This is a genomic window from Pseudomonas kitaguniensis (genome assembly GCF_009296165.1).
In the GTDB taxonomy this organism is placed as follows: domain Bacteria; phylum Pseudomonadota; class Gammaproteobacteria; order Pseudomonadales; family Pseudomonadaceae; genus Aquipseudomonas; species Aquipseudomonas kitaguniensis.
Genome location: NZ_VUAZ01000031.1, coordinates 39,648 through 58,553, shown reverse-complemented (window position 1 = coordinate 58,553; position 18,906 = coordinate 39,648). Strand labels below are relative to the sequence as shown.

General features: G+C 60.7%; 17 protein-coding genes and 2 pseudogenes. All 19 read right to left on the bottom strand.

What is annotated here, in order from left to right; all coding sequences use genetic code 11:
• Positions 1-66 precede the first annotated feature (66 nt).
• The 19 genes and pseudogenes from F0169_RS06505 to F0169_RS06420 all read right to left on the bottom strand — a co-directional run bounded on the left by F0169_RS06505 (position 67) and on the right by F0169_RS06420 (position 18,895).
• Entirely contained in the window at positions 67-555 is a 489-nt protein-coding gene (locus tag F0169_RS06505) for an RDD family protein (protein ID WP_152746045.1), read from the bottom strand.
• A gap of 105 nt (positions 556-660) precedes the next feature.
• Entirely contained in the window at positions 661-873 is a 213-nt protein-coding gene (locus tag F0169_RS06500) for a cold-shock protein (RefSeq protein WP_058412469.1), read from the bottom strand.
• A 387-nt stretch (positions 874-1,260) separates the two neighbouring features.
• The gene (gcvT, locus tag F0169_RS06495; RefSeq protein WP_152746044.1) at positions 1,261-2,385 is read right to left on the bottom strand and encodes a glycine cleavage system aminomethyltransferase GcvT; all 1,125 of its coding nucleotides are present in this window, start codon (positions 2,383-2,385) and stop codon (positions 1,261-1,263) included.
• Positions 2,386-2,424: 39 nt separating this feature from the next.
• Positions 2,425-2,541, bottom strand: a pseudogene (locus F0169_RS27740) (hypothetical protein); the annotation flags it as partial.
• 108 nt (positions 2,542-2,649) lie between these two features.
• Positions 2,650-5,490 (bottom strand): aminomethyl-transferring glycine dehydrogenase, encoded by a 2,841-nt coding sequence (gene gcvP, locus F0169_RS06490; RefSeq protein WP_152746043.1) that lies wholly within the window; start codon positions 5,488-5,490, stop codon positions 2,650-2,652.
• Positions 5,491-5,500: 10 nt separating this feature from the next.
• The gene (gcvH, locus tag F0169_RS06485) at positions 5,501-5,884 is read right to left on the bottom strand and encodes a glycine cleavage system protein GcvH (RefSeq protein ID WP_058412466.1); all 384 of its coding nucleotides are present in this window, start codon (positions 5,882-5,884) and stop codon (positions 5,501-5,503) included.
• 443 nt (positions 5,885-6,327) lie between these two features.
• Positions 6,328-7,836: a sigma-54-dependent transcriptional regulator gene (locus F0169_RS06480; protein ID WP_058412465.1), complete on the bottom strand. Its 1,509-nt coding sequence runs from the start codon at positions 7,834-7,836 to the stop codon at positions 6,328-6,330.
• Positions 7,837-7,959: 123 nt separating this feature from the next.
• Positions 7,960-8,322 (bottom strand): DUF5064 family protein, encoded by a 363-nt coding sequence (locus tag F0169_RS06475; RefSeq protein WP_152746042.1) that lies wholly within the window; start codon positions 8,320-8,322, stop codon positions 7,960-7,962.
• A gap of 18 nt (positions 8,323-8,340) precedes the next feature.
• Positions 8,341-9,270 carry a carbamate kinase gene (gene arcC, locus F0169_RS06470; protein ID WP_152746041.1) on the bottom strand — a complete coding sequence of 310 codons (930 nt, stop codon included), beginning with the start codon at positions 9,268-9,270 and terminating at the stop codon, positions 8,341-8,343.
• A 157-nt stretch (positions 9,271-9,427) separates the two neighbouring features.
• A complete protein-coding gene (locus F0169_RS06465; RefSeq protein WP_152746040.1) occupies positions 9,428-10,438 on the bottom strand; it encodes an ornithine carbamoyltransferase in 1,011 nt (336 codons plus the stop codon).
• A gap of 11 nt (positions 10,439-10,449) precedes the next feature.
• The gene (gene arcA, locus F0169_RS06460; protein ID WP_058412461.1) at positions 10,450-11,706 is read right to left on the bottom strand and encodes an arginine deiminase; all 1,257 of its coding nucleotides are present in this window, start codon (positions 11,704-11,706) and stop codon (positions 10,450-10,452) included.
• A gap of 23 nt (positions 11,707-11,729) precedes the next feature.
• A complete protein-coding gene (gene arcD / locus F0169_RS06455) occupies positions 11,730-13,157 on the bottom strand; it encodes an arginine-ornithine antiporter (RefSeq protein WP_152746039.1) in 1,428 nt (475 codons plus the stop codon).
• Between the two features lie 194 nt (positions 13,158-13,351).
• Positions 13,352-14,701: a CoA transferase gene (locus tag F0169_RS06450; protein ID WP_152746038.1), complete on the bottom strand. Its 1,350-nt coding sequence runs from the start codon at positions 14,699-14,701 to the stop codon at positions 13,352-13,354.
• A gap of 37 nt (positions 14,702-14,738) precedes the next feature.
• Positions 14,739-16,084 (bottom strand): annotated as a pseudogene (locus F0169_RS06445) (sensor histidine kinase).
• Positions 16,085-16,151: 67 nt separating this feature from the next.
• Positions 16,152-16,628, bottom strand: a complete 477-nt coding sequence (locus F0169_RS06440; protein ID WP_058412457.1) for an LTXXQ domain protein — start codon at positions 16,626-16,628, stop codon at positions 16,152-16,154.
• A 217-nt stretch (positions 16,629-16,845) separates the two neighbouring features.
• Entirely contained in the window at positions 16,846-17,523 is a 678-nt protein-coding gene (locus tag F0169_RS06435; protein WP_058412456.1) for a response regulator transcription factor, read from the bottom strand.
• A 7-nt stretch (positions 17,524-17,530) separates the two neighbouring features.
• On the bottom strand, positions 17,531-17,908 hold the full coding sequence (locus F0169_RS06430; RefSeq protein ID WP_152746037.1) for an SH3 domain-containing protein: 378 nt from the start codon (positions 17,906-17,908) through the stop codon (positions 17,531-17,533).
• Between the two features lie 89 nt (positions 17,909-17,997).
• Positions 17,998-18,297, bottom strand: coding sequence for a YciI family protein (locus F0169_RS06425; RefSeq protein ID WP_058412454.1), 300 nt, complete (start codon positions 18,295-18,297; stop codon positions 17,998-18,000).
• Between the two features lies 1 nt (position 18,298).
• Entirely contained in the window at positions 18,299-18,895 is a 597-nt protein-coding gene (locus F0169_RS06420; RefSeq protein ID WP_172979351.1) for a septation protein A, read from the bottom strand.
• Positions 18,896-18,906 lie beyond the last annotated feature (11 nt).

Here is an 18,906-nt window from a genome sequence, read left to right as displayed (position 1 = left end):
AAGGCGCCCCGTTAAACCACGATGGCTTGCGTGCGGGCAACGAGTGGTGGGGCGAGGACCTTTTGGTTACTTCTTCTGCTTCGGAATACGCACGAGTTGTGTGTCGGAATAGATGTCGTGCCAACTGCGTTTCTGCTTGTCGAACAACGACCAGATAAACCCCAGCCCCACACACAACCACGAAGCAATCGACACCACAAACCGCAACAGCGCCTGCCACAAGCTGATCCGCGAGCCGTCGGCGTTTTGTACCCGCACGCCCCACACCTGCATGCCGAGGGTCTGCCCGGAATGGGTCCAGAACTTGGCGAAGAAACCAAACAGCACAAAAAACAGCAGCGTCGACAGCAATGGGTCACCGTCCAGCGCCCCGGATTCGCTGAGGACGCGCATTTTGGCCTCGCCGATAAACGCCATCCACATCAGCTTGTACACAAATGCCGTGACGATCAGCAGCGCGGTACACAATAGAAAGTCATAGAACATCGCTGCCAAACGACGGCCCAGGCCAACGGCGGGGAACTCGCCCTGGGGGCTCAGCAAGGGTTTGGACATGGCAGGGCTCGCTGGATAAAAAAGCGATTTTACGCGGCAACCCGGTGCAACGCGCATAAAAAAGCCCCTGATGGTGACATCAGGGGCTTTTTGTCGCAGCGAGGATCAGCCCTCTGCTTGTACTTCGTCAGCCTGCATACCTTTCTGGCCTTGCACAGCAATGAATGTCACTTTTTGGCCTTCTTTCAGACTCTTGAAGCCGTTGCCCTGAATAGCGCGGAAATGTACGAACAAATCCGCACCACTTTCCGGCGTGATAAAACCAAAGCCTTTCTCGTCGTTAAACCACTTGACGGTACCACTCAGACGTTCAGCCATTTTCTTATTTCCCTGACGCTAAAATTAATGACAGCCCCTTTCATTGAAGGAGTACTGAGCTGAGTTGCAGGAAAGTAAGAGACGTCGAACGGGTTGTAGCGTCCGTTGGCTACTGCCCAGGTCCAGGTTCAAAGCGACCCATGCAAACACAGTGGGGAAACTCTACGCCAACTAACGGAGAAAAAACAAGCCCTGCCAAAAGGCCATGTTTTGCTGGGCTTCGTGACAGTTTGGCGAATAAAGTAGCGCGCACTTATTCGATAGAGTTGGTCACTTGTTATAGGCAAGTGTTGGGCGTATTGGCTATCGTAAACGCACTACTTTAAGGCGGTTGCGTTACAGTTTAGTGCACGCTGACGCAACCGCGTTACTTATAGGAACAGTCAATCAACCACGGTAGTAGCGTTGCGGCACAAATGGCATTTTACTTACACGTAGTGGTACTTTTTTCCCACGTACTAATGCCGACACTTCGGTATCCAGTGCGGTGAAGGCGCTGTCCAGATACCCCATCGCCAACGGGCCGCCCAACGATGGGCCAAAACCACCGCTGCACACGGTGCCGATCACGCTGCCGTGTTCATCGACTATTTCTGCACCTTCACGCACCGGGGTGCGCTCTTGCGGCAACAGGCCGACACGCTTGCGGCTCACACCGGCTTGCTGTTGGGCAAAGATTCGCTCGGCGCCGGGGAAGCCACCGGCGCGCGCGCCATCGGCACGCCGGGCCTTGGAAATCGCCCAGAGCAGGCTGGCTTCAATCGGCGTGGTGTCGGTGTTCATGTCATGGCCGTACAGGCACAGGCCAGCTTCCAGGCGCAGGGAGTCGCGGGCGCCCAGGCCGATCGCTTGTACTTCGGTTTCGGCCAGCAGGCTGCGCGCCAGGCTCTCGGCGTTGGCCGCCGGCACCGAGATTTCAAAGCCGTCCTCACCGGTGTAGCCCGAGCGGCTCACGTAGCACTCCACACCCAGCAGGCGCAGGGTGGCGAACTGCATGAAGGTCATTTTGCTGACCTCAGGCGCCAGGCGCGCCAGTACCTTCACCGCCGCCGGGCCTTGCAACGCGAGCAGGGCGCGCGCCTCGAACAGCGGCTCGATGCTGCAGTGGTCGCCGATATGTTTGCGCAGGTGCGCCAGGTCCTGGTCTTTGCACGCGGCGTTGACCACCAGGAACAGCTCGTCGTTACCCAGGTTGGCCACCATCAGGTCGTCAAGAATCCCGCCCTGTTCGTCAGTGAACATGGCGTAGCGCTGCATGCCCACCGGCAGGTCAATGATGTCGACGGGCACCAGGCTTTCCAGCGCTTTGGCGGCGTTCGCGCCGCTGAGGCGGATCTGGCCCATGTGGGACACGTCAAACAACCCGGCGTGTTCACGGGTGTGCAGGTGTTCTTTCATCACGCCCAGCGGGTATTGCACCGGCATGTCGTAGCCGGCGAAGGGCACCATGCGCGCGCCCAGCTCAAGGTGCAGCGCATGCAGTGGAGTTTTCAACAGGGTTTCGGTGGGCATATTCAGCTCCTGAAAAACGTGCTGGCGCGCCTTTGGGCGTCAGCACTCGATAATCTTGACCGCCAAACCGCAACGCGTGGTTTCTGTGTATTTGCTTTTCATGTCGGCGCCGGTCTTGCGTAGGGTGCGGATAACTTTGTCGAGGAATACAAAGTTGAAGAAGCTTGTGTGGGAGGGGGCTTGCTCCCGATAGCGGAGTGTCAGTTGATAGAGCGGGTAACTGATACACCGCGATCGGGAGCAAGCCCCCTCCCACCGTTGATCCTAGGCATAGCTCTCGATTGAGGGGCACGCGCAGACGAGGTTGCGGTCGCCAAACACGTTGTCGACGCGGCCAACCGGCGGCCAGTATTTGCCTTCGATCAACGAGGCAACCGGGTACACGGCCTGCTCACGGCTGTACGGGTGGCTCCATTCGCCGACCAGTTCGGCCGCAGTGTGCGGCGCGTTTTTCAGTGGGTTGTCGTCCTTGTCCAACGTGCCGTTTTCTACCGCGCGAATCTCTTCGCGGATGGCGATCATCGCGTCACAGAAGCGGTCGAGTTCTTCTTTGGATTCGCTTTCGGTCGGCTCGATCATCAAGGTGCCGGCGACCGGGAACGACATGGTCGGCGCGTGGAAACCGAAGTCGATCAGGCGCTTGGCCACGTCATCCACGCTGATGCCGCTGCTGTCTTTCAGCGGGCGCAGGTCGAGGATGCATTCGTGCGCCACCAGGCCGTTGCTGCCGGTGTACAGCACCGGGTAGTGCTCTTCGAGGCGACGCGAAATGTAGTTGGCATTCAGGATCGCCAACTGCGAAGCGCGCTTGAGGCCCGCGCCGCCCATCATGCTGATGTACATCCAGGTGATCGGCAAAATGCTCGCGCTGCCGAATGGCGCCGCGCACACCGCGCCTTCCTTGCGCTGCATGGCCGCGTGGCCCGGCAGGAATGGCGTGAGGTGGGACTTCACGCCAATCGGGCCGACGCCTGGGCCGCCACCGCCGTGCGGAATGCAGAAGGTTTTGTGCAGGTTGAGGTGGGACACGTCGCCGCCGAATTTGCCCGGCGCACACAGGCCGACCATCGCGTTCATGTTGGCGCCGTCGATGTAGACCTGGCCGCCGTTGTCATGAATCACCGCGCAGATCTCGCGGATGCCTTCTTCGAACACGCCGTGGGTGGACGGGTAGGTGATCATCAGTGCCGCGAGGTGGTCGCGGTGCTCGATGGCTTTGGCGCGCAGGTCTTCGATGTCGACGTTGCCACGCGCATCGCAGGCGGTCACCACCACACGCATACCGGCCATGTTGGCGGTCGCGGGGTTAGTGCCGTGGGCCGACGAGGGGATCAGGCAGATGTCGCGACGCGCATCGCCACGGCTCTGGTGGTACGCACGAATCGCCAGCAGGCCTGCGTATTCGCCCTGGGAACCGGCGTTGGGTTGCAGCGAGATCGCGTCATAACCGGTGGCCGCGCAGAGCATGGCTTCCAGTTCGGAAGTCAGTTGCAGGTAGCCGGCGCTTTGTTCGGCCGGGGCGAACGGGTGCAGCGCACCGAACTCGGCCCACGTCACCGGGATCATCTCGCTGGCGGCGTTGAGCTTCATGGTGCACGAGCCCAGCGGGATCATGGTGCGGTCCAGCGCCAGGTCCTTGTCGGCCAGTTTGCGCAGGTAGCGCATCAATTCGGTTTCGGAGTGATAACGGTTGAACACCGGGTGGCTGAGGATCGGCGATTGGCGCAGCAGTGCGGCAGGCAGTGCGCTGTCGACCTCGGCGGCAAAGTCCGGCAGCGCTTTACCTGCGGCGAAGATCGACCACAAGGTTTCGATGTCAGCCTGGGTGGTGGTTTCGTCGACCGACAGGCCCAGACGCTCAGCGTCTACCACCCGCAGGTTGATGCGCTGGGCGCGGGCCTGGTCATGCAGGGCGGCGGTGTTGACGCCCGTGTGGAGGGTCAGGGTGTCGAAAAAGTGTTGCTGCTCAACCTTAAGGCCAAGCGCGGTCAAGCCTTTGGCCAGGATCGCGGTCAGTTGGTGAATGCGCCGGGCGATCTGGGTAAGGCCTTTAGGGCCGTGGTACACGGCGTACATGCTGGCGATGTTGGCCAACAGCACTTGGGCGGTGCAGATGTTGCTGGTGGCTTTCTCGCGACGGATATGTTGCTCGCGGGTCTGCATCGCCAGGCGCAGCGCCGGTTTGCCGAAACGGTCGACCGAAACGCCGACCAGACGCCCCGGCATGTCGCGCTTGAACGCATCCTTGGTCGAGAAGTACGCCGCATGCGGGCCACCAAAACCCAGCGGCACGCCGAAGCGTTGCGCGCTGCCAATGGCCACGTCGGCGCCGAACTCACCCGGCGGCGTCAGCAAGGTCAGGGCCAGCAGGTCGGCGGCCACGGCTACCAGCGCGTTGGCGGCGTGGAAGCGCTCGGTCAGTTCGCGGTAATCAAACACATCACCGTTGCTGGCCGGGTACTGCAGCAGGGCACCAAAAAACCCGCTGACGTCGCTCAGTTCACGCTCATCGCCAATCACCACGTCGATGCCCAGCGGCTCGGCACGCGTGCGCAGCACGTCGAGGGTTTGCGGGTGGCTATGGATCGAGGCGAAAAACGCATTGCTGCTTTTGTTTTTGCTCAGGCGCTTGCAGAACGTCATGGCTTCGGCGGCGGCGGTGGCTTCGTCGAGCAAGGAGGCATTGGCGATCGGCAAGCCGGTGAGGTCGCTGATCAAGGTCTGGAAGTTCAGCAGCGATTCCAGACGGCCTTGGGAAATCTCGGGTTGGTACGGGGTGTAGGCGGTGTACCAGGCCGGGTTTTCCAGCAGGTTGCGCAGGATCGGCGACGGCGTGTGGCAGTTGTAATAGCCCTGGCCGATGTAGGTCTTGAACAGTTGGTTTTTGCCGGCGATGGCCTTGATTTTGGCCAAGGCGTCGGCTTCGCTCAGGCCGTCTTCCAGGCCGAGCACGCTGGTGCCCTTGATGCTTTCCGGGATCACACTGGCGCTTAACGCTTCCAGCGAATCAAAGCCCAGACTTGCGAGCATGTGTTGCTCGTCTTGCGGGCGCGGGCCGATGTGGCGGGCGATGAATTCGTTGGCGGTGCTGAGATTAATCGTCATGGTGCGCTCCTCAAGCTTCAGCGTTGGCTTTGATCAGGCGGTCGTACGCATCCTGATCCAACAGCTTAGCCACTGCCTCGGCATCGGCGGGTTTAAAGCGGAAGAACCAGCCTTCGCCCATCGGGTCTTCGTTGACCAGTTCCGGGCTGCCGTCGAGCTTGTCGTTCACTGCGACCACTTCACCGTCCAATGGCATGTACACGCCGCTGGCGGCTTTGACCGACTCCACCGTGGACGCTTCAGCGCCTTTGGCGTAAGCCTGCAACTCGGGCAGTTGCACGAAAACCACATCACCCAGCGCGTTCTGCGCGAAAGCGGTGATACCCACGGTGACGCTGCCATCGGTCTCGGCGCGCAGCCATTCGTGATCTTCAGTGAAACGCAACTCGCTCATGGAAACTCCTCAAAGCCAGATTTCTCTGGAGGGCGGCATTGGAATAATGAAGAGTTGCATAGCAATATTGCGGCCAACGTTATTAAATCGTTATAAATCAACAAGTTAATAAAATTGGTTATAAGCCTATAAATTTTATCTGTAGCGATTTCGATACAGGTCGGCGCCTGAAAAAAAGCCTATGTGGATCAAAGCCTTGCATGGCACGCAAAAAACATGGCTGTAGCGATAGCGTTACGCTGTAGCGCTTTCAGTACAGGTGAAGGTCGCTTTTGGTGAACCCCGGCGGCCTGGAAGCCGACCTCAGTGGTTGAAGCCGATCAAAAGTACTTTTTGCGGGAGCGGGCTTGCTCGCGATGGCGGTGTGCCAGATAAGTATCTTTCAACTGACACGCCGCCATCGCGAGCAAGCCCACTCCCACAGTTGCATCTTTGCGCAGCCGTCAGGGCTTGTTGGGAATGCCGTACTTGCGCAGGCGATGCGCGATGGCGGTGTGGGAGGTTTGCAGGCGGTTGGCCAGTTGGCGGGTCGACGGGTAGCTAGCATAGAGCTTTTCCAGCAAGTTGCGCTCGAAGTCTTCCACCGCCTGTTCCAGGCTGGCGACTTCGCCGTCGCTTTGGCGCGCCACCGACGTACCGGCAATGTCCAGGTCACCAATGTCGACGATATTGCTTTCGCAGATGGCGGCGGCGCGGAAGATCACGTTTTGTAACTGTCGAACATTGCCCGGCCAGCGGTTGCCCAACAGCGCCGGGTAAGTGCCGGGCGCCAGGCGGCAGACCGGGCGCTGTATCTGCGCGCACGCTTGCTGCATGAAGTAGCGCGCGAGCAGCAGGATGTCCTGGCCGCGTTCACGCAGCGGCGGTACTTCGACGTTGAGCACGTTGAGGCGGTAAAACAAGTCTTCGCGAAACGTGCCCTCGCTGACCATTTTTTCGAGGTCGCGGTGCGTGGCGCTGAGGATGCGCACATTGACCTTCACTTCGCGGTCACCGCCCACGCGGCGGAAGCTGCCGTCATTCAGAAAGCGCAGCAGCTTGGCCTGCAGGTACGGCGACATCTCGCCGATCTCATCGAGAAACACCGTGCCCTGGTTGGCCAGCTCCATCAGCCCCGGTTTGCCGCCGCGCTGGGCACCAGTGAAGGCGCCCGGGGCATAGCCGAACAATTCGCTTTCGGCGAGGTTTTCCGGCAGCGCCGCGCAGTTCAGCGCCAGGAACGGTGCACTGTAGCGCGCGCTGATGGCGTGGCAGGCACGCGCCACCAGTTCTTTGCCGGTGCCGGTTTCGCCCTGGATCAACAGCGGTGCGTCCAGTGCTGCCACCCGTTGCGCCCGCGCCTTGAGGGTGCGAATCACCGGGGATTCACCCAACAGCGCGTCAAACCCTTCGGCATGGTCGTGGTGCAGCGCAGACAGTTGCTCGCCGATGCGGTTGGGTTGGTAAAGCGTGAGCAGCGCGCCAGCATCGGTGATCGGCGTGGCCTCCAGCAAGAACGTATGGCCGTTCACGCTGATCTCGCGCAAGGGCAAGCGAAAACCCTGTTCAAGCAAGGTGTCGAGCAGCGCCGGGTCGTTGAACAGCGCGGCGATGCTTTCTCCGGCCGGTTCGCGCCCATACAAGGCGATCAATGCCGGGTTGGCCAAGAGAATTTTGCCCGCGCTGTCCAGCGCCAGTACCGGGTCGGTCATGGCCGCCAGCAGCGCGTCGAGTTGCAGGTGGCGGCGCTGGCCGGGCAGGATGTCGACCACGGTGACGGCTTGCACACCGTGCACGCTGAACAACGCGTCGCGCAGTTCTTCGAGCACCTCGGCGCTCAGCGTCGGGGCGTCGATATACACGTTGGGCGGCACCATCTCCACCGCATCCAGGTTGAGATTACGCCCACCGAGCAAGGCCAGGACTTCCTGGGTAATGCCGACGCGGTCGATGAAGCTGACGTGGATACGCATGGGGCGGTGTTGATTCTGAAGAGCGGAGGGTGGCAAGTATGCCTTGCAGATGATGCAGATCAAAATGTGAGAGCGGGCAGTGCGACGTTGATCGTTCCCACTGCGTGGGAACGATCATCGTGGCTATTCCAGGTGTTCCGGTTTGACCGGGTCGCCCGATTTCACATCCAACTGCTGCCGCACGTCCTCAAACATCAAGTCGTACTGCTTGTGCATCGAGCCATTGAGCACGGCCGTCTTCGGCATTCCGTATTTTTGCGCGATGTTCATCGCACGCCGGGCAAAGTCGAACGCCTGGTCCTTGGGTAAAAAGAACGCCTCGTCGAGGTCCTTGCCCTGCACCGAGCCGTGCAGCTTGAACAGCATCCCCTTGCCTTCCTTGGGGTCCTGGCTGACTGCGTAGTCGATGCACAAGTTGTAGCTGTAGTCGTCCTTGTTGAGCGCGTGACGCTCAACGTGCAAGTGACCGGGTTCAAACGTGGCCATAGGCGTTTCTCCTCTGCTTCACAGGTAAGTGATGCCAGCTTTCGCCGTGCTGATGCGTGTGCCGGCGGTGCCCTGGACGATGGCTTCGATGGTTGAGAGTGAACCGATAACCGCTGTTTTGCCAGTCTTGCGGGCGAACTCGCAGGCGGCTTGCACCTTTGGCCCCATGGAGCCTGCGGCGAAACCGAGCTTATCCATTTCGTCGGGGTGGGCCTGGCCGATGGCTTTTTGGGTGGGCGTGCCGTAGTCGATAAACGCGGCGTCGACGTCAGTGGCGATCACCAGCAAATCGGCATCCAGTTGCTCAGCCAGCAACGCTGAACACAGGTCTTTGTCGATCACCGCTTCGACGCCGCGCAGTGTGCCGTCTTCGCCGTAGAGGGTTGGAATACCGCCGCCGCCGGCGCAAATAACAATCGCGCTTTTTTCCAGTAACCACTTGATCGGGCGAATTTCAAAGATACGTTTCGGCCTGGGGCTTGCCACCACGCGGCGGTACTTGTCGCCGTCGGGGGCGATGGCCCAGCCTTTTTCGGCCGCAAGCTGTTCGGCTTCGGCCTTGCTGTACACCGGGCCGATAGGTTTGCTGGGGTTCTGGAAGGCCGGGTCGTTGGCGTCCACTTCCACTTGGGTCAGCAAGGTCGCAAACGGTACGTCAGCGTCCAGCAGGTTGCCCAGTTCCTGTTCGATGATGTAGCCGATCATGCCTTCGGTTTCAGCGCCCAGCACGTCCAGCGGGTACGGCGAAACCTGGGTGTAGGCCGCCGCCTGCAACGACAGCAGGCCGACTTGCGGGCCATTGCCGTGGGCGATCACCAGTTCGTTACCGGGGTGGATTTTGGCGATCTGTTCGGTGGCGGTACGGATGTTGGCGCGTTGGTTGTCCGCCGTCATCGGTTCACCGCGGCGGAGCAGGGCGTTACCGCCCAGTGCAACGACGATACGCATAATCAAATCCTTCTAGCGTTCAGCCTTGTGAATACGGAACCCGCTGTGGGAGGGGGCTTGCTCCTGATGGCGGCTGTACATTCAACATCTCTGGTGACTGACATACCGCCATCGGGAGCAAACCCCCTCCCACATGATCGAGTTCCAACCTTGAGCTTTAGATGTCTGCGAGCGCTGCCACCAGAATCGCCTTGATGGTGTGCATGCGGTTTTCTGCTTGCTCGAACGCGATATTGGCGGGCGACTCAAACACCTCTTCCGTCACTTCCACGCCGTTCGCCAGGTTCGGATAACGCGCCGCGATGTCCTTGCCCACCTTGGTGTCGCTGTTATGGAACGCCGGCAAGCAATGCATGAATTTCACCCGTGGGTTGCCCGAGGCTTTCATCATCCTGGCGTTGACTTGGTACGGCAGCAGTTGCTCGATGCGCTCATCCCACGCTTCCACCGGCTCGCCCATCGATACCCAGATGTCGGTGTGGATGAAGTCCACGCCGTTCACCGCCTCCACCGGGTCTTCGGTGATGGTGATGCGCGCGCCGCTTTCTTCGGCAAAGGCCTGGCATTGCTTGATGAAATCGTCGTGCGGCCACAGCGCTTTGGGCGCGCCGATGCGCACATCCATGCCCAGCTTGGCGCCGATCATCAGCAGCGAATTGCCCATGTTGTAGCGCGCATCGCCGAGGTAGGCGTAGCTGATGTCATGCAGCGGCTTGTCGCTGTGTTCGCGCATGGTCAAGGTGTCGGCGATCATTTGCGTGGGGTGGAACTCGGCGGTCAGGCCGTTGAACACCGGCACGCCGGCGAAGGTGGCCAGCTCCTCGACGATTTCCTGCGCAAAGCCACGGTATTCAATGGCGTCGAACATGCGGCCGAGTACGCGGGCGGTGTCTTTCATGCTTTCTTTGTGGCCGATCTGCGACGACACCGGGTCGATGTAGGTGACGTGCGCGCCTTGGTCATGCGCCGCCACTTCGAACGCACACCGGGTGCGGGTCGAGGTTTTTTCGAAGATCAGCGCGATGTTTTTGCCCTGCAAGTGCGGACGCTCGGTGCCGGTGTATTTGGCGCGTTTGAGGTCGCGGGACAAGTCCAGCAAGTAGTGCAGCTCGCGCGTGGTGTGGTGCATCAGCGAGAGCAGGCTGCGGTTGCGCATGTTGAACGCCATGATGGGTCTCCTTAATAGTCGATGGGGTCGCGGATGATCGGGCAGGTCATGCAGTGGCCGCCGCCACGGCCACGGCCGAGTTCACCGGCGCTGATGGTGATGACTTCCACCCCGGCCTTGCGCAACAGGGTGTTGGTGTACGTGTTGCGGTCGTAACCGATCACCACGCCAGGCTCGACGGCCACCACGTTGTTGCCGTCATCCCATTGCTCACGTTCGGCGGCGAAACTGTTGCCGCCGGTCTCGACCACGCGCAGGGCGTTCAGCTTGAGCGCGCTGGCGACCACGTCGAGGAAGCTTGCTTCTTCACGGCGCACGTCAATGCCGCCGGGCTTGCTCTCATCAGGGCGCAGGCTGAACGCGACGATCTGGCTGACCACTTCCGGGAATACGGTGACGAGGTCGCGGTCGCAGAAACTGAACACCGTGTCCAGGTGCATCGCGGCGCGGGATTTCGGCAGGCCGGCAACGATCACACGCTCGACGGCGTTGTGTTTGAACAGGTTCAGCGCCAGTTGGCCGATGGCTTGGCGCGACGAGCGCTCGCCCATGCCGATCAACACCACGCCGTTGCCGATCGGCATTACATCACCGCCTTCCAGCGTGGCGTTGCCGTGTTGCTGGTCCGGGTCGCCGTACCAGACCTGAAAGTCGGCATTGACGAACTCGGGGTGGAATTTATAAATGGCGCTGGCCAGCAAGGTTTCCTGGCGTCGCGCTGGCCAGTGCATCGGGTTGAGTGTCACGCCGCCGTAGATCCAGCAGGTGGTGTCGCGAGTAAATTGAGTGTTCGGCAGCGGCGGCAGGATGAAGCTTGAGTGGCCAAGAAAATCGCGGAACATCTCGATCGTCTTGCCGCCGAAACTGTCCGGCAAGTCGTCAGCCGAGACGCCGCCGATCAGGTATTCAGCGACCTTGCGCGGCTCCAGGCTGCGCAGCCAAGAACCCACTTCGTTGACCAGGCCAAGGCCGACCTGGTTGGCGGTGATCTTGCGCGCCAGTAACCAATCGAGGGCTTCAGGGATGGCGACGATGTCGGTCAGCAGGTTGTGCATTTCCAGCACATCAATGTCGCGCTCGCGCATTTTGGTCACGAAGTCGAAATGGTCGCGCTTGGCTTGGGCCACCCACAGCACGTCATCGAACAGCAGTTCATCGCAGTTGTTGGGGGTCAGGCGCTGGTGCGCCAAACCTGGGGAGCACACCATGACTTTACGCAGTTTGCCGGCTTCGGAATGTACGCCGTACTTCACTTTTTCGGTGGTCATTACAGATCCTCCAATGGGAACACTTACAACGTCAGGAAGCCGGCGTAGAGCCCATAAGCCGCCACCAGGGCGCCGATGACGACTGCGCCGAAAATCAGCTTCTCCAGCGTGGTGAAAATCGGTTTGCCGAGTTCACGCTTGGCCATTGCGAACAGAATCGCGCCGGGGGCGTAGAGCAGGGCGGACAACAGCAGGTACTTGGTGCCGCCGGCGTAAAGCAGCCAGATCGCGTAGATCAGCGCGATGGCGCCAATGCACAGGTCTTTCGCACGTTCGCGCGCGGCGTTTTCGTAGGTCTCGCCGCGCACCGCCAGCAGCAGGGCATAGGCGGCCGACCACAGGTACGGGACCAAAATCATCGACGTGGCGAGGTAGATCAGCGACAGGTAAGTGCTCGCGGAAAACAGCGTGATCAGCAGAAAAACCTGCACCATCGCGTTGGTCAGCCAGAGGGCGTTGACCGGTACGTGGTTGGCGTTTTCCTTGCGCAAAAACGCCGGCATGGTGTGGTCCTTGGCGGCGGCGAACATGATCTCCGCACACAGCAACACCCACGACAGCAGGGCGCCCAGCAGTGAGATGATCAAACCTACGCTGATCAGCAGCGCGCCCCAGTGACCGACCACATGCTCGAGCACGGCGGCCATCGACGGGTTCTGCAACTTGGCCAATTCCGGCTGGGTCATGATCCCGAGAGACAGCACATTCACCAGCATCAAAAACAGCAGCACGGTGATAAAGCCGATCACGGTGGCCTTGCCGACATCGGAGCGTTTTTCCGCCCGTGACGAGAAGATGCTCGCGCCTTCGATGCCGATGAACACGAACACGGTGACCAGCATCATGTTGCGCACCTGGTTCATCACACTGCCCAGGTCCGGGTTTTTTACGCCCCAAATATCTGCGGTGAAAATTTCCAGCTTGAACGCAAACACGGCGATCAACACGAACAGCACCAGCGGCACCACTTTGGCGATGGTGGTTACCAGGTTAATAAACGCGGCTTCCTTGATTCCGCGCAGCACCAAAAAGTGCACGGCCCACAGCAGCACCGACGCGCCGATCACCGCCGCAGGCGTATTCCCCGCGCCAAAAATCGGGAAGAAGTAACCGAGGGTGCTGAACAACAGGACGAAGTAGCCGACGTTGCCCAACCAGGCACTGATCCAGTAACCCCACGCCGACGAGAAACCCATGTAGTCGCCGAAACCGGCCTTGGCGTAGGCGTACACACCGCCATCGAGCGTGGGCTTGCGATTGGCCAGGGTCTGGAACACGAACGCGAGGGTCAGCATGCCGATGGCGGTAATCACCCAACCGATCAACACCGCGCCGACATCGGCGCTGGCGGCCATGTTTTGCGGCAGTGAGAAGATCCCGCCCCCAATCATTGAGCCCACGACCAGTGCAACCAGTGCACCGAGTCGAAGTTTTCCGGGAGAATCAGACATTGCGTGCCTCCAATGCAGGAGAAGAGAGGCCACAGAGTAATTGGATGTGCCAGGTAAGCAGCTGACTTAGATCACGGCATTGGCGTATTTAATTGTGATTGTCAGGGCCGTTTCGCGAGCAAGCCCGCTCCCACATTTTGAGGTATGAGCTGCATTAACTGTGTGCGGGCTTGCTCGCGAAGGCGATTTTCAGCTCACCACTGTGGCCGGTGTGACCCCAACTCCGCCGCCGGTAAATCCCACTGCAACGGTGTGCCGCTGATGCTCACCGGCGCGAGCAGCCGATGGGCTTGGCCCCAGGGTGTTTGCTCAACGACCACACCTTGATCGGTGGAGTCTTCCGCGCGCAACGCCGGTTGCTCCGGCACCGGCCCGGCGTCCATCAACAGCTTCGCCGTACGCGCCAATGACAACTGCGCCGAACCGCCGCGCCCGGTTTTCAAGCGCTGTGTTAAAGCCTGAAGCGCACTGGCCGCCATCAAATACCCGGTCGCGTGATCCAGTGCCTGCACCGGCAGCGGCAGCGGTTTATCCGCGTGTTGGCAGGCCATGCCCGCATCGGCAATCCCGCTGCTCATCTGCACCAAACTGTCGAACCCGCGACGATTGCGCCACGGCCCGCTCCAGCCGTAGGCATTAAGGCTAACGTCAATCAAACCGGGCGCGAGCAGTTGCAGCGCGTCGGCGGTGTAACCCAACTGCTCCAAGGCGTCGGCACGGTAACCGTGGAACAGAATGTCGGCGTCTTTAAGCAGGGTTTCAAAAATCTGCCGCCCTTCGATGCTTTTCAGGTCGAGCCGCGCGCAGCGTTTACCCAGCGTCATTTCCGGTACTACGCCCGGCTCGCTCCAGGTGGGCGAGTCGACGCGCAGTACGTCTGCACCCAAGCCTGCGAGGAATCGACTGGCCACGGGGCCAGCCAATACGCGGGTCAAGTCCAGCACTTTGATGCCCGCCAGCGGGCGCGCGACTGAACCGAGCCAGGGTTTATCGGCGGTGGTTTCAAACGTCTGGCGCTGCACCAGGGCTTGCGCGTTCACCGCCAACCCTTGCGGATGGTTTTGCCAGGCCCGCCACGAACGCATCTGCGCCGCACAGCCGCCTGTATCAACTATTGCCTGCTCCAGTTCAGCGGCGTTCCAGCTCGCGACGTGCTTGGCCATGTCGGCGCGAGTATTGACCTTGCCCAGTACCCGTTCAGCGGCGGCCCGGTGATGGGGCGCATTGGTGTGCAAACGAATCCAACCGTCGGCGCTGGCGTAGTCGCCGGCCACCTCATCCCACAGCGGCGGCACTTGCCAACCCACGGGGCGAATCGAGGACGAAAACCAGAAGGAGGCGAGGCGTCGGTCGACCGTGACGTTGGGCAAGCGGCCGGTCATCTCCAGTACAAGCTGGGCGACAGCCTGGCCTGCGGCACCGAGGCTGGCGCTGGCGAGTTCGGTCACGGCGAAGGTCGAGGGCAGGGCGCCGGCCTCGGTAAAGGCCAGCGCGGTGTGCGGCAGATCGAGTGCGGCTTGGATGGGGGTCAGCAGGTCAGTCATCAAAGGCCCTCCGTGAGAGAAGGCTAACTATAGAAGATCATCCGGCCGGTGTGGCAACCCCAGGCGTTAACGGCAAGTCGATGCTGGCGATAAAGCCGCCGTCAGGGTGATTCGCCAGGATCAGGCTGCCGCCATGCCGTTCCGCCGCGCGTCGGGCGATGGCCAAGCCCAGCCCGTGGCCTTGGGCCGCTTGGCCGGGGGCGCGATAAAACGGTTCGCCCAGTTGGCTCAGGTGCTCGGCCTCAACGCCCGGGCCATGGTCGCGCACGCTGATCAAAATGCGTTCGCCGAGGCGTTGGGCCTGCAGCTCGATCGGTTGGCCGAGCGGGTTGAAGCGCTGGGCGTTGCGCAACAGGTTATCCACTGCGCGCTCAATCATCGTCGGCCAGCCCTTGAGGTGCAGGTCGTTGTCGGCGGTCAGTTGCACCACTTGGTCCGGCGCGCCGAGTTGGGCGTCTTTTTGCAGGATCTTGAGCAGCGGGTTGAGGTCGACGTCCTCGGCGCTGGCGTTGTCGGCATCGACGCGCGCCAGCACCAGAATCTCGCTGATCAGCGCTTCCAGGCGGTCGCATTCACGCGTCAGGCGGGGCCAGAGCTTTTCGCGTTCTTCGGCGCTCGCGCGTTCGGCCAGGGCCAGGGCGATGCGCAAGCGGGCCAGCGGCGAGCGCAGTTCGTGGGACACATCGCGCAGCAACTGGCGCTGGCTGCCGATCAGGCTTTGCAGGCGCGCGCCCATGCGGTTGAAGTCGGTGGCCAATACGCCAAACTCGTCACGCCGGTTGGCCAGTCGCGCCAGGCTGTTCTGCTGGTAGGTGGCTTGGCCGAGGTCATGCACCGCACCGCGCAAGCGCTGAGTGGGCGGGTGATGGACAGCGTCACCAGCAAACTGAACAGCGTCAGCACCACCAGCGCAATCGCCAGCGCACTTAATGGCCACGTCAGGCTGCTACGGTGCCATTCGTCGAGTTCCGGGTGCGGGATGCGGTAGATCAGCAAGTAGGTGTCGCCGGTTTTTTCGCTGGTGTACTCGGCGGTCAGGCGGCGCCAGGGCAGGTGGCCGTCCTTGTTGTCACTTTGCCGGGCCTCAAGCGCGGCGGCACGTCGCGGGAAGGTGCCGCGCACCACCGGCTCGCCACTTTCATTCAGCACTTGCACGTCGATGTGGTACTGGCGTTTGCGTTGTTGCAGCAAATCCTGAGCGGCGTCCTCGCCTTGGGCTTCGTAGAGCTGGGTCCACTCTTGCGCCAAATTATTGAGGCCGGGGTGACGGCTGAGAATCCAGGCATCTTGGTTGAGCATGTGACCAAGCAGAATCGACAACCCGGCAACCAAGGCGATGGCCAGCCAGAAACTGGCCAGGATGCGCCAGAACAATGAACGCACAGGAAACCCTCAAACAGGAAAAGCCCAGCGGCGAGGGCCACTGGGCTGGGGAGGTGACGCGCTTACATTATTGCGCTTTTTGCGGCTGTTGCGCTTTCCAGGCCTGGAATTCCTTCCACTCGGCGCGGCGCTCGGCTTGCTTTTTGACTATTTCGTCGAATTTCTTCTGTTGATCGGGTTTCAGCACGGCACGGATGTCGGCTTGGGTTTTCTGTTTGCCGGCAGCCATTTCGTCCTGCATGGCTTTCTGGTCAGCGGCCGGGAGTTTGTCCAGGTACTTTTTGACCAGGTCTTTGCGAGCGTGCCATTGGTCGCCCATCAGCTTACCGATTTGCTCGCGCTGTTCCTTGCTCAGATCCAATTGGGCGAACGGGCCACCTTTGCCACGCGGGCCGTGTTCACCGTCGTGGCCCGGGCCGCCCATCATGTGGCCTTCAGGACCGCCCATCGGGCCAGGGCCAGGGCCTGGGCCTTCCGGCATTGCAGCCATGGCGACGGTGGGCAGGGCGGCGGCGAACATCAAAGCGATCAGGGTCTTGCGCATGGTGATTCTCCAGTGTCTATTCCGGTGAGTCCGGATGTGAGTAGATTACGGAGATCAAGGTCAACGGCGGTCAGGTGAGGGTAAAGGTTTGGTAAGGGGCATCAGTTGGAAGCTGCACGTTTTAAGCTGCAAGCTGCAAGATAACAGCGACTATCAATGCACCTTTGAGGGTGTTTTTTCTTGCAGCTTGCAGCCTGTGCTGTTTCTTGCAGCTTCTTCAAAGGCTGTAGTAGTACCCACGGCTGCGCAGCGCCACAATCCGTGGCCGGCCATCCGCGTGCGGGCCGATCTTTTTTCGCAGGTTGCTGACGTGCATGTCCAAACTGCGGTCATACAGCGTCAATTTACGCCCCAAGGCAATCTGCGCCAGCTCCTGCTTGTCCAGCGGTTCACCCGGTTGGCGCAACAAGGCTTCCAGCAAACGGCTCTCGGACACCGTCAGCACGAACTCCTGTTGATTAATGCTGACCACCCCGCGCACCGGGCTGAAGCACAGGTCACCCAACTCAAGCTGCGTCGATACAGCCGCCGGGTGGCTGCGGCGCAGTACGGCGCGCAAGCGGGCGGTAAGCTCGCGTGGGTCGCAGGGCTTGGCCAGATAATCATCGGCGCCCAGTTCCAGCCCGAGGATACGGTCCAGCGGCTCGCCTCGGGCCGAGAGCATCAGCACCGGCAATTCCGGGTGGTCGTTGCGCAATTGCTTGAGCAGCTCCAGGCCGCTGCCGTCCGGCAACATCACGTCGAGCACTACCGCCGCCGGGGCGCTATCGCTCAAGGCTTTGCGGGCGCTCAAACCATCGTGGCAGGCACGCACCTGGAAACCTTCCTGGCTTAACCAACTGGTCAGAAGCTCGCACAGCTCCTGGTCATCATCTATCAGTAACAGCTCGCTCATGACTCACTCAATTTAGCCATTGTCGACGACGACGGTGCCCACCGCTGGCGAAAACCCCGCACAGCAAGGCGATCAGTGCAACGGCCGCGCCGGTGACAAACCATTGCTGTTGCTCGGTTAGCCACTGGTTCAAGGCGCCGCCTTGTGCTTCTTTGAGTTGCTGCACCAGGCGTTGGTTCTCTTGGCGCAAGCGACTCAGCTGCGCACTTTCGCGCGCGGCGTCTGCGGTGTGCAGTTGTTTGCTCAGCTCTTCACGCAGCCGTTCGCTTTCTTTCAAACGCTGCTGCAACTCGGTGACCTGGCTGCCGCTGTTTGAGGTTTCTTCAGCGTGGGCCGTAGCCCCGATCATTAACACTGCCAACAGACACAACTGATGTAAGCGCATCGGAACTCCTGATTCCACACGAATATTCAGCAGGTTGTCGGCAGATTACCGGGAATATTGAGCCATCAGGCGCTTGCCGGGCATCACCCTCAAGGCAGGACTTGTTTGAACGGCTTGATCACGACCTCCGCGTAAACGCCCGCCGTTACGTAAGGGTCAGCGTTAGCCCACGCTTGGGCATCGGCCAGGGACGCGAACTCGGCGACGATCAGGCTACCGGTGAAACCGGCGTCGCCTGGGTCATTGCTGTCGACTGCCGGGTGTGGCCCGGCCAGCACGATGCGGCCTTCGGCCTGCAGCTGTTTCAGGCGTTCGACGTGGGCAGGGCGCACGCTCAGGCGTTTTTCCAGCGAGTGGGCAACGTCGGTAGCAATGATTGCGTAGAGCATGTCAGTCCTCGGTCTTCGGCGTAGTAGGGTCGGTGTCCTGCAGGTGGCGCGACAGATAGATACCCTGGCCGACCAGGAACAACACGGTCATGCCCAGGCTGCCGAACACCTTGAAGTCGACCCAATAGTTCTGGAAGGTAAAGGCCACAAACAGGTTAGCGGCGCCGCAGAACAGGAAAAACACCACCCAGGCCACGTTCAAGCGTACCCATACCGGCTCCGGCAAGGTTAACGCGTGGCCCATGATCCGTTTGATCAGCAGGCGATCACCGATGAAATGGCTGCCGATAAAGGCCAGGGCGAACAGCCAGTTGACCACCGGGGCTTTCCATTTAAGGAAGGTTTCGCTGTGGAACGCCAGGGTCAGGCTGCCGAAGACGAGGCAGGCGATCAGGGTCAGCCATTGGCTTTTTTCGAGTTTGCGCTGGGAAATGAAGATCGCGCCGTAGACCACGACAGAGCTGATGATCAGCACCGCGGTGGCGCTGTAGATGCCTCCGAATGTCAGCTCATGGCCGGCGACATCGATGACCCTTGGGTCGAGTTTGTAAACGATGAAAAACAGCAACAGCGGGATGAAGTCGATGAATTGTTTCACAGTAAGAGCCA

Coding starts and splice junctions, on each gene's coding strand:
- F0169_RS06505 (WP_152746045.1), bottom strand. CDS start 555: ATGTCCAAACCCTTGCTGAGCCCCCAGGGCGAGTTCCCCGCCGTTGGC.
- F0169_RS06500 (WP_058412469.1), bottom strand. CDS start 873: ATGGCTGAACGTCTGAGTGGTACCGTCAAGTGGTTTAACGACGAGAAA.
- gcvT (WP_152746044.1), bottom strand. CDS start 2,385: ATGCCCACCGAAACCCTGTTGAAAACTCCACTGCATGCGCTGCACCTT.
- gcvP (WP_152746043.1), bottom strand. CDS start 5,490: ATGACGATTAATCTCAGCACCGCCAACGAATTCATCGCCCGCCACATC.
- gcvH (WP_058412466.1), bottom strand. CDS start 5,884: ATGAGCGAGTTGCGTTTCACTGAAGATCACGAATGGCTGCGCGCCGAG.
- F0169_RS06480 (WP_058412465.1), bottom strand. CDS start 7,836: ATGCGTATCCACGTCAGCTTCATCGACCGCGTCGGCATTACCCAGGAA.
- F0169_RS06475 (WP_152746042.1), bottom strand. CDS start 8,322: ATGGCCACGTTTGAACCCGGTCACTTGCACGTTGAGCGTCACGCGCTC.
- arcC (WP_152746041.1), bottom strand. CDS start 9,270: ATGCGTATCGTCGTTGCACTGGGCGGTAACGCCCTGCTCCGCCGCGGT.
- F0169_RS06465 (WP_152746040.1), bottom strand. CDS start 10,438: ATGGCGTTCAACATGCGCAACCGCAGCCTGCTCTCGCTGATGCACCAC.
- arcA (WP_058412461.1), bottom strand. CDS start 11,706: ATGACCACCGAAAAAGTGAAGTACGGCGTACATTCCGAAGCCGGCAAA.
- arcD (WP_152746039.1), bottom strand. CDS start 13,157: ATGTCTGATTCTCCCGGAAAACTTCGACTCGGTGCACTGGTTGCACTG.
- F0169_RS06450 (WP_152746038.1), bottom strand. CDS start 14,701: ATGACTGACCTGCTGACCCCCATCCAAGCCGCACTCGATCTGCCGCAC.
- F0169_RS06440 (WP_058412457.1), bottom strand. CDS start 16,628: ATGCGCAAGACCCTGATCGCTTTGATGTTCGCCGCCGCCCTGCCCACC.
- F0169_RS06435 (WP_058412456.1), bottom strand. CDS start 17,523: ATGAGCGAGCTGTTACTGATAGATGATGACCAGGAGCTGTGCGAGCTT.
- F0169_RS06430 (WP_152746037.1), bottom strand. CDS start 17,908: ATGCGCTTACATCAGTTGTGTCTGTTGGCAGTGTTAATGATCGGGGCT.
- F0169_RS06425 (WP_058412454.1), bottom strand. CDS start 18,297: ATGCTCTACGCAATCATTGCTACCGACGTTGCCCACTCGCTGGAAAAA.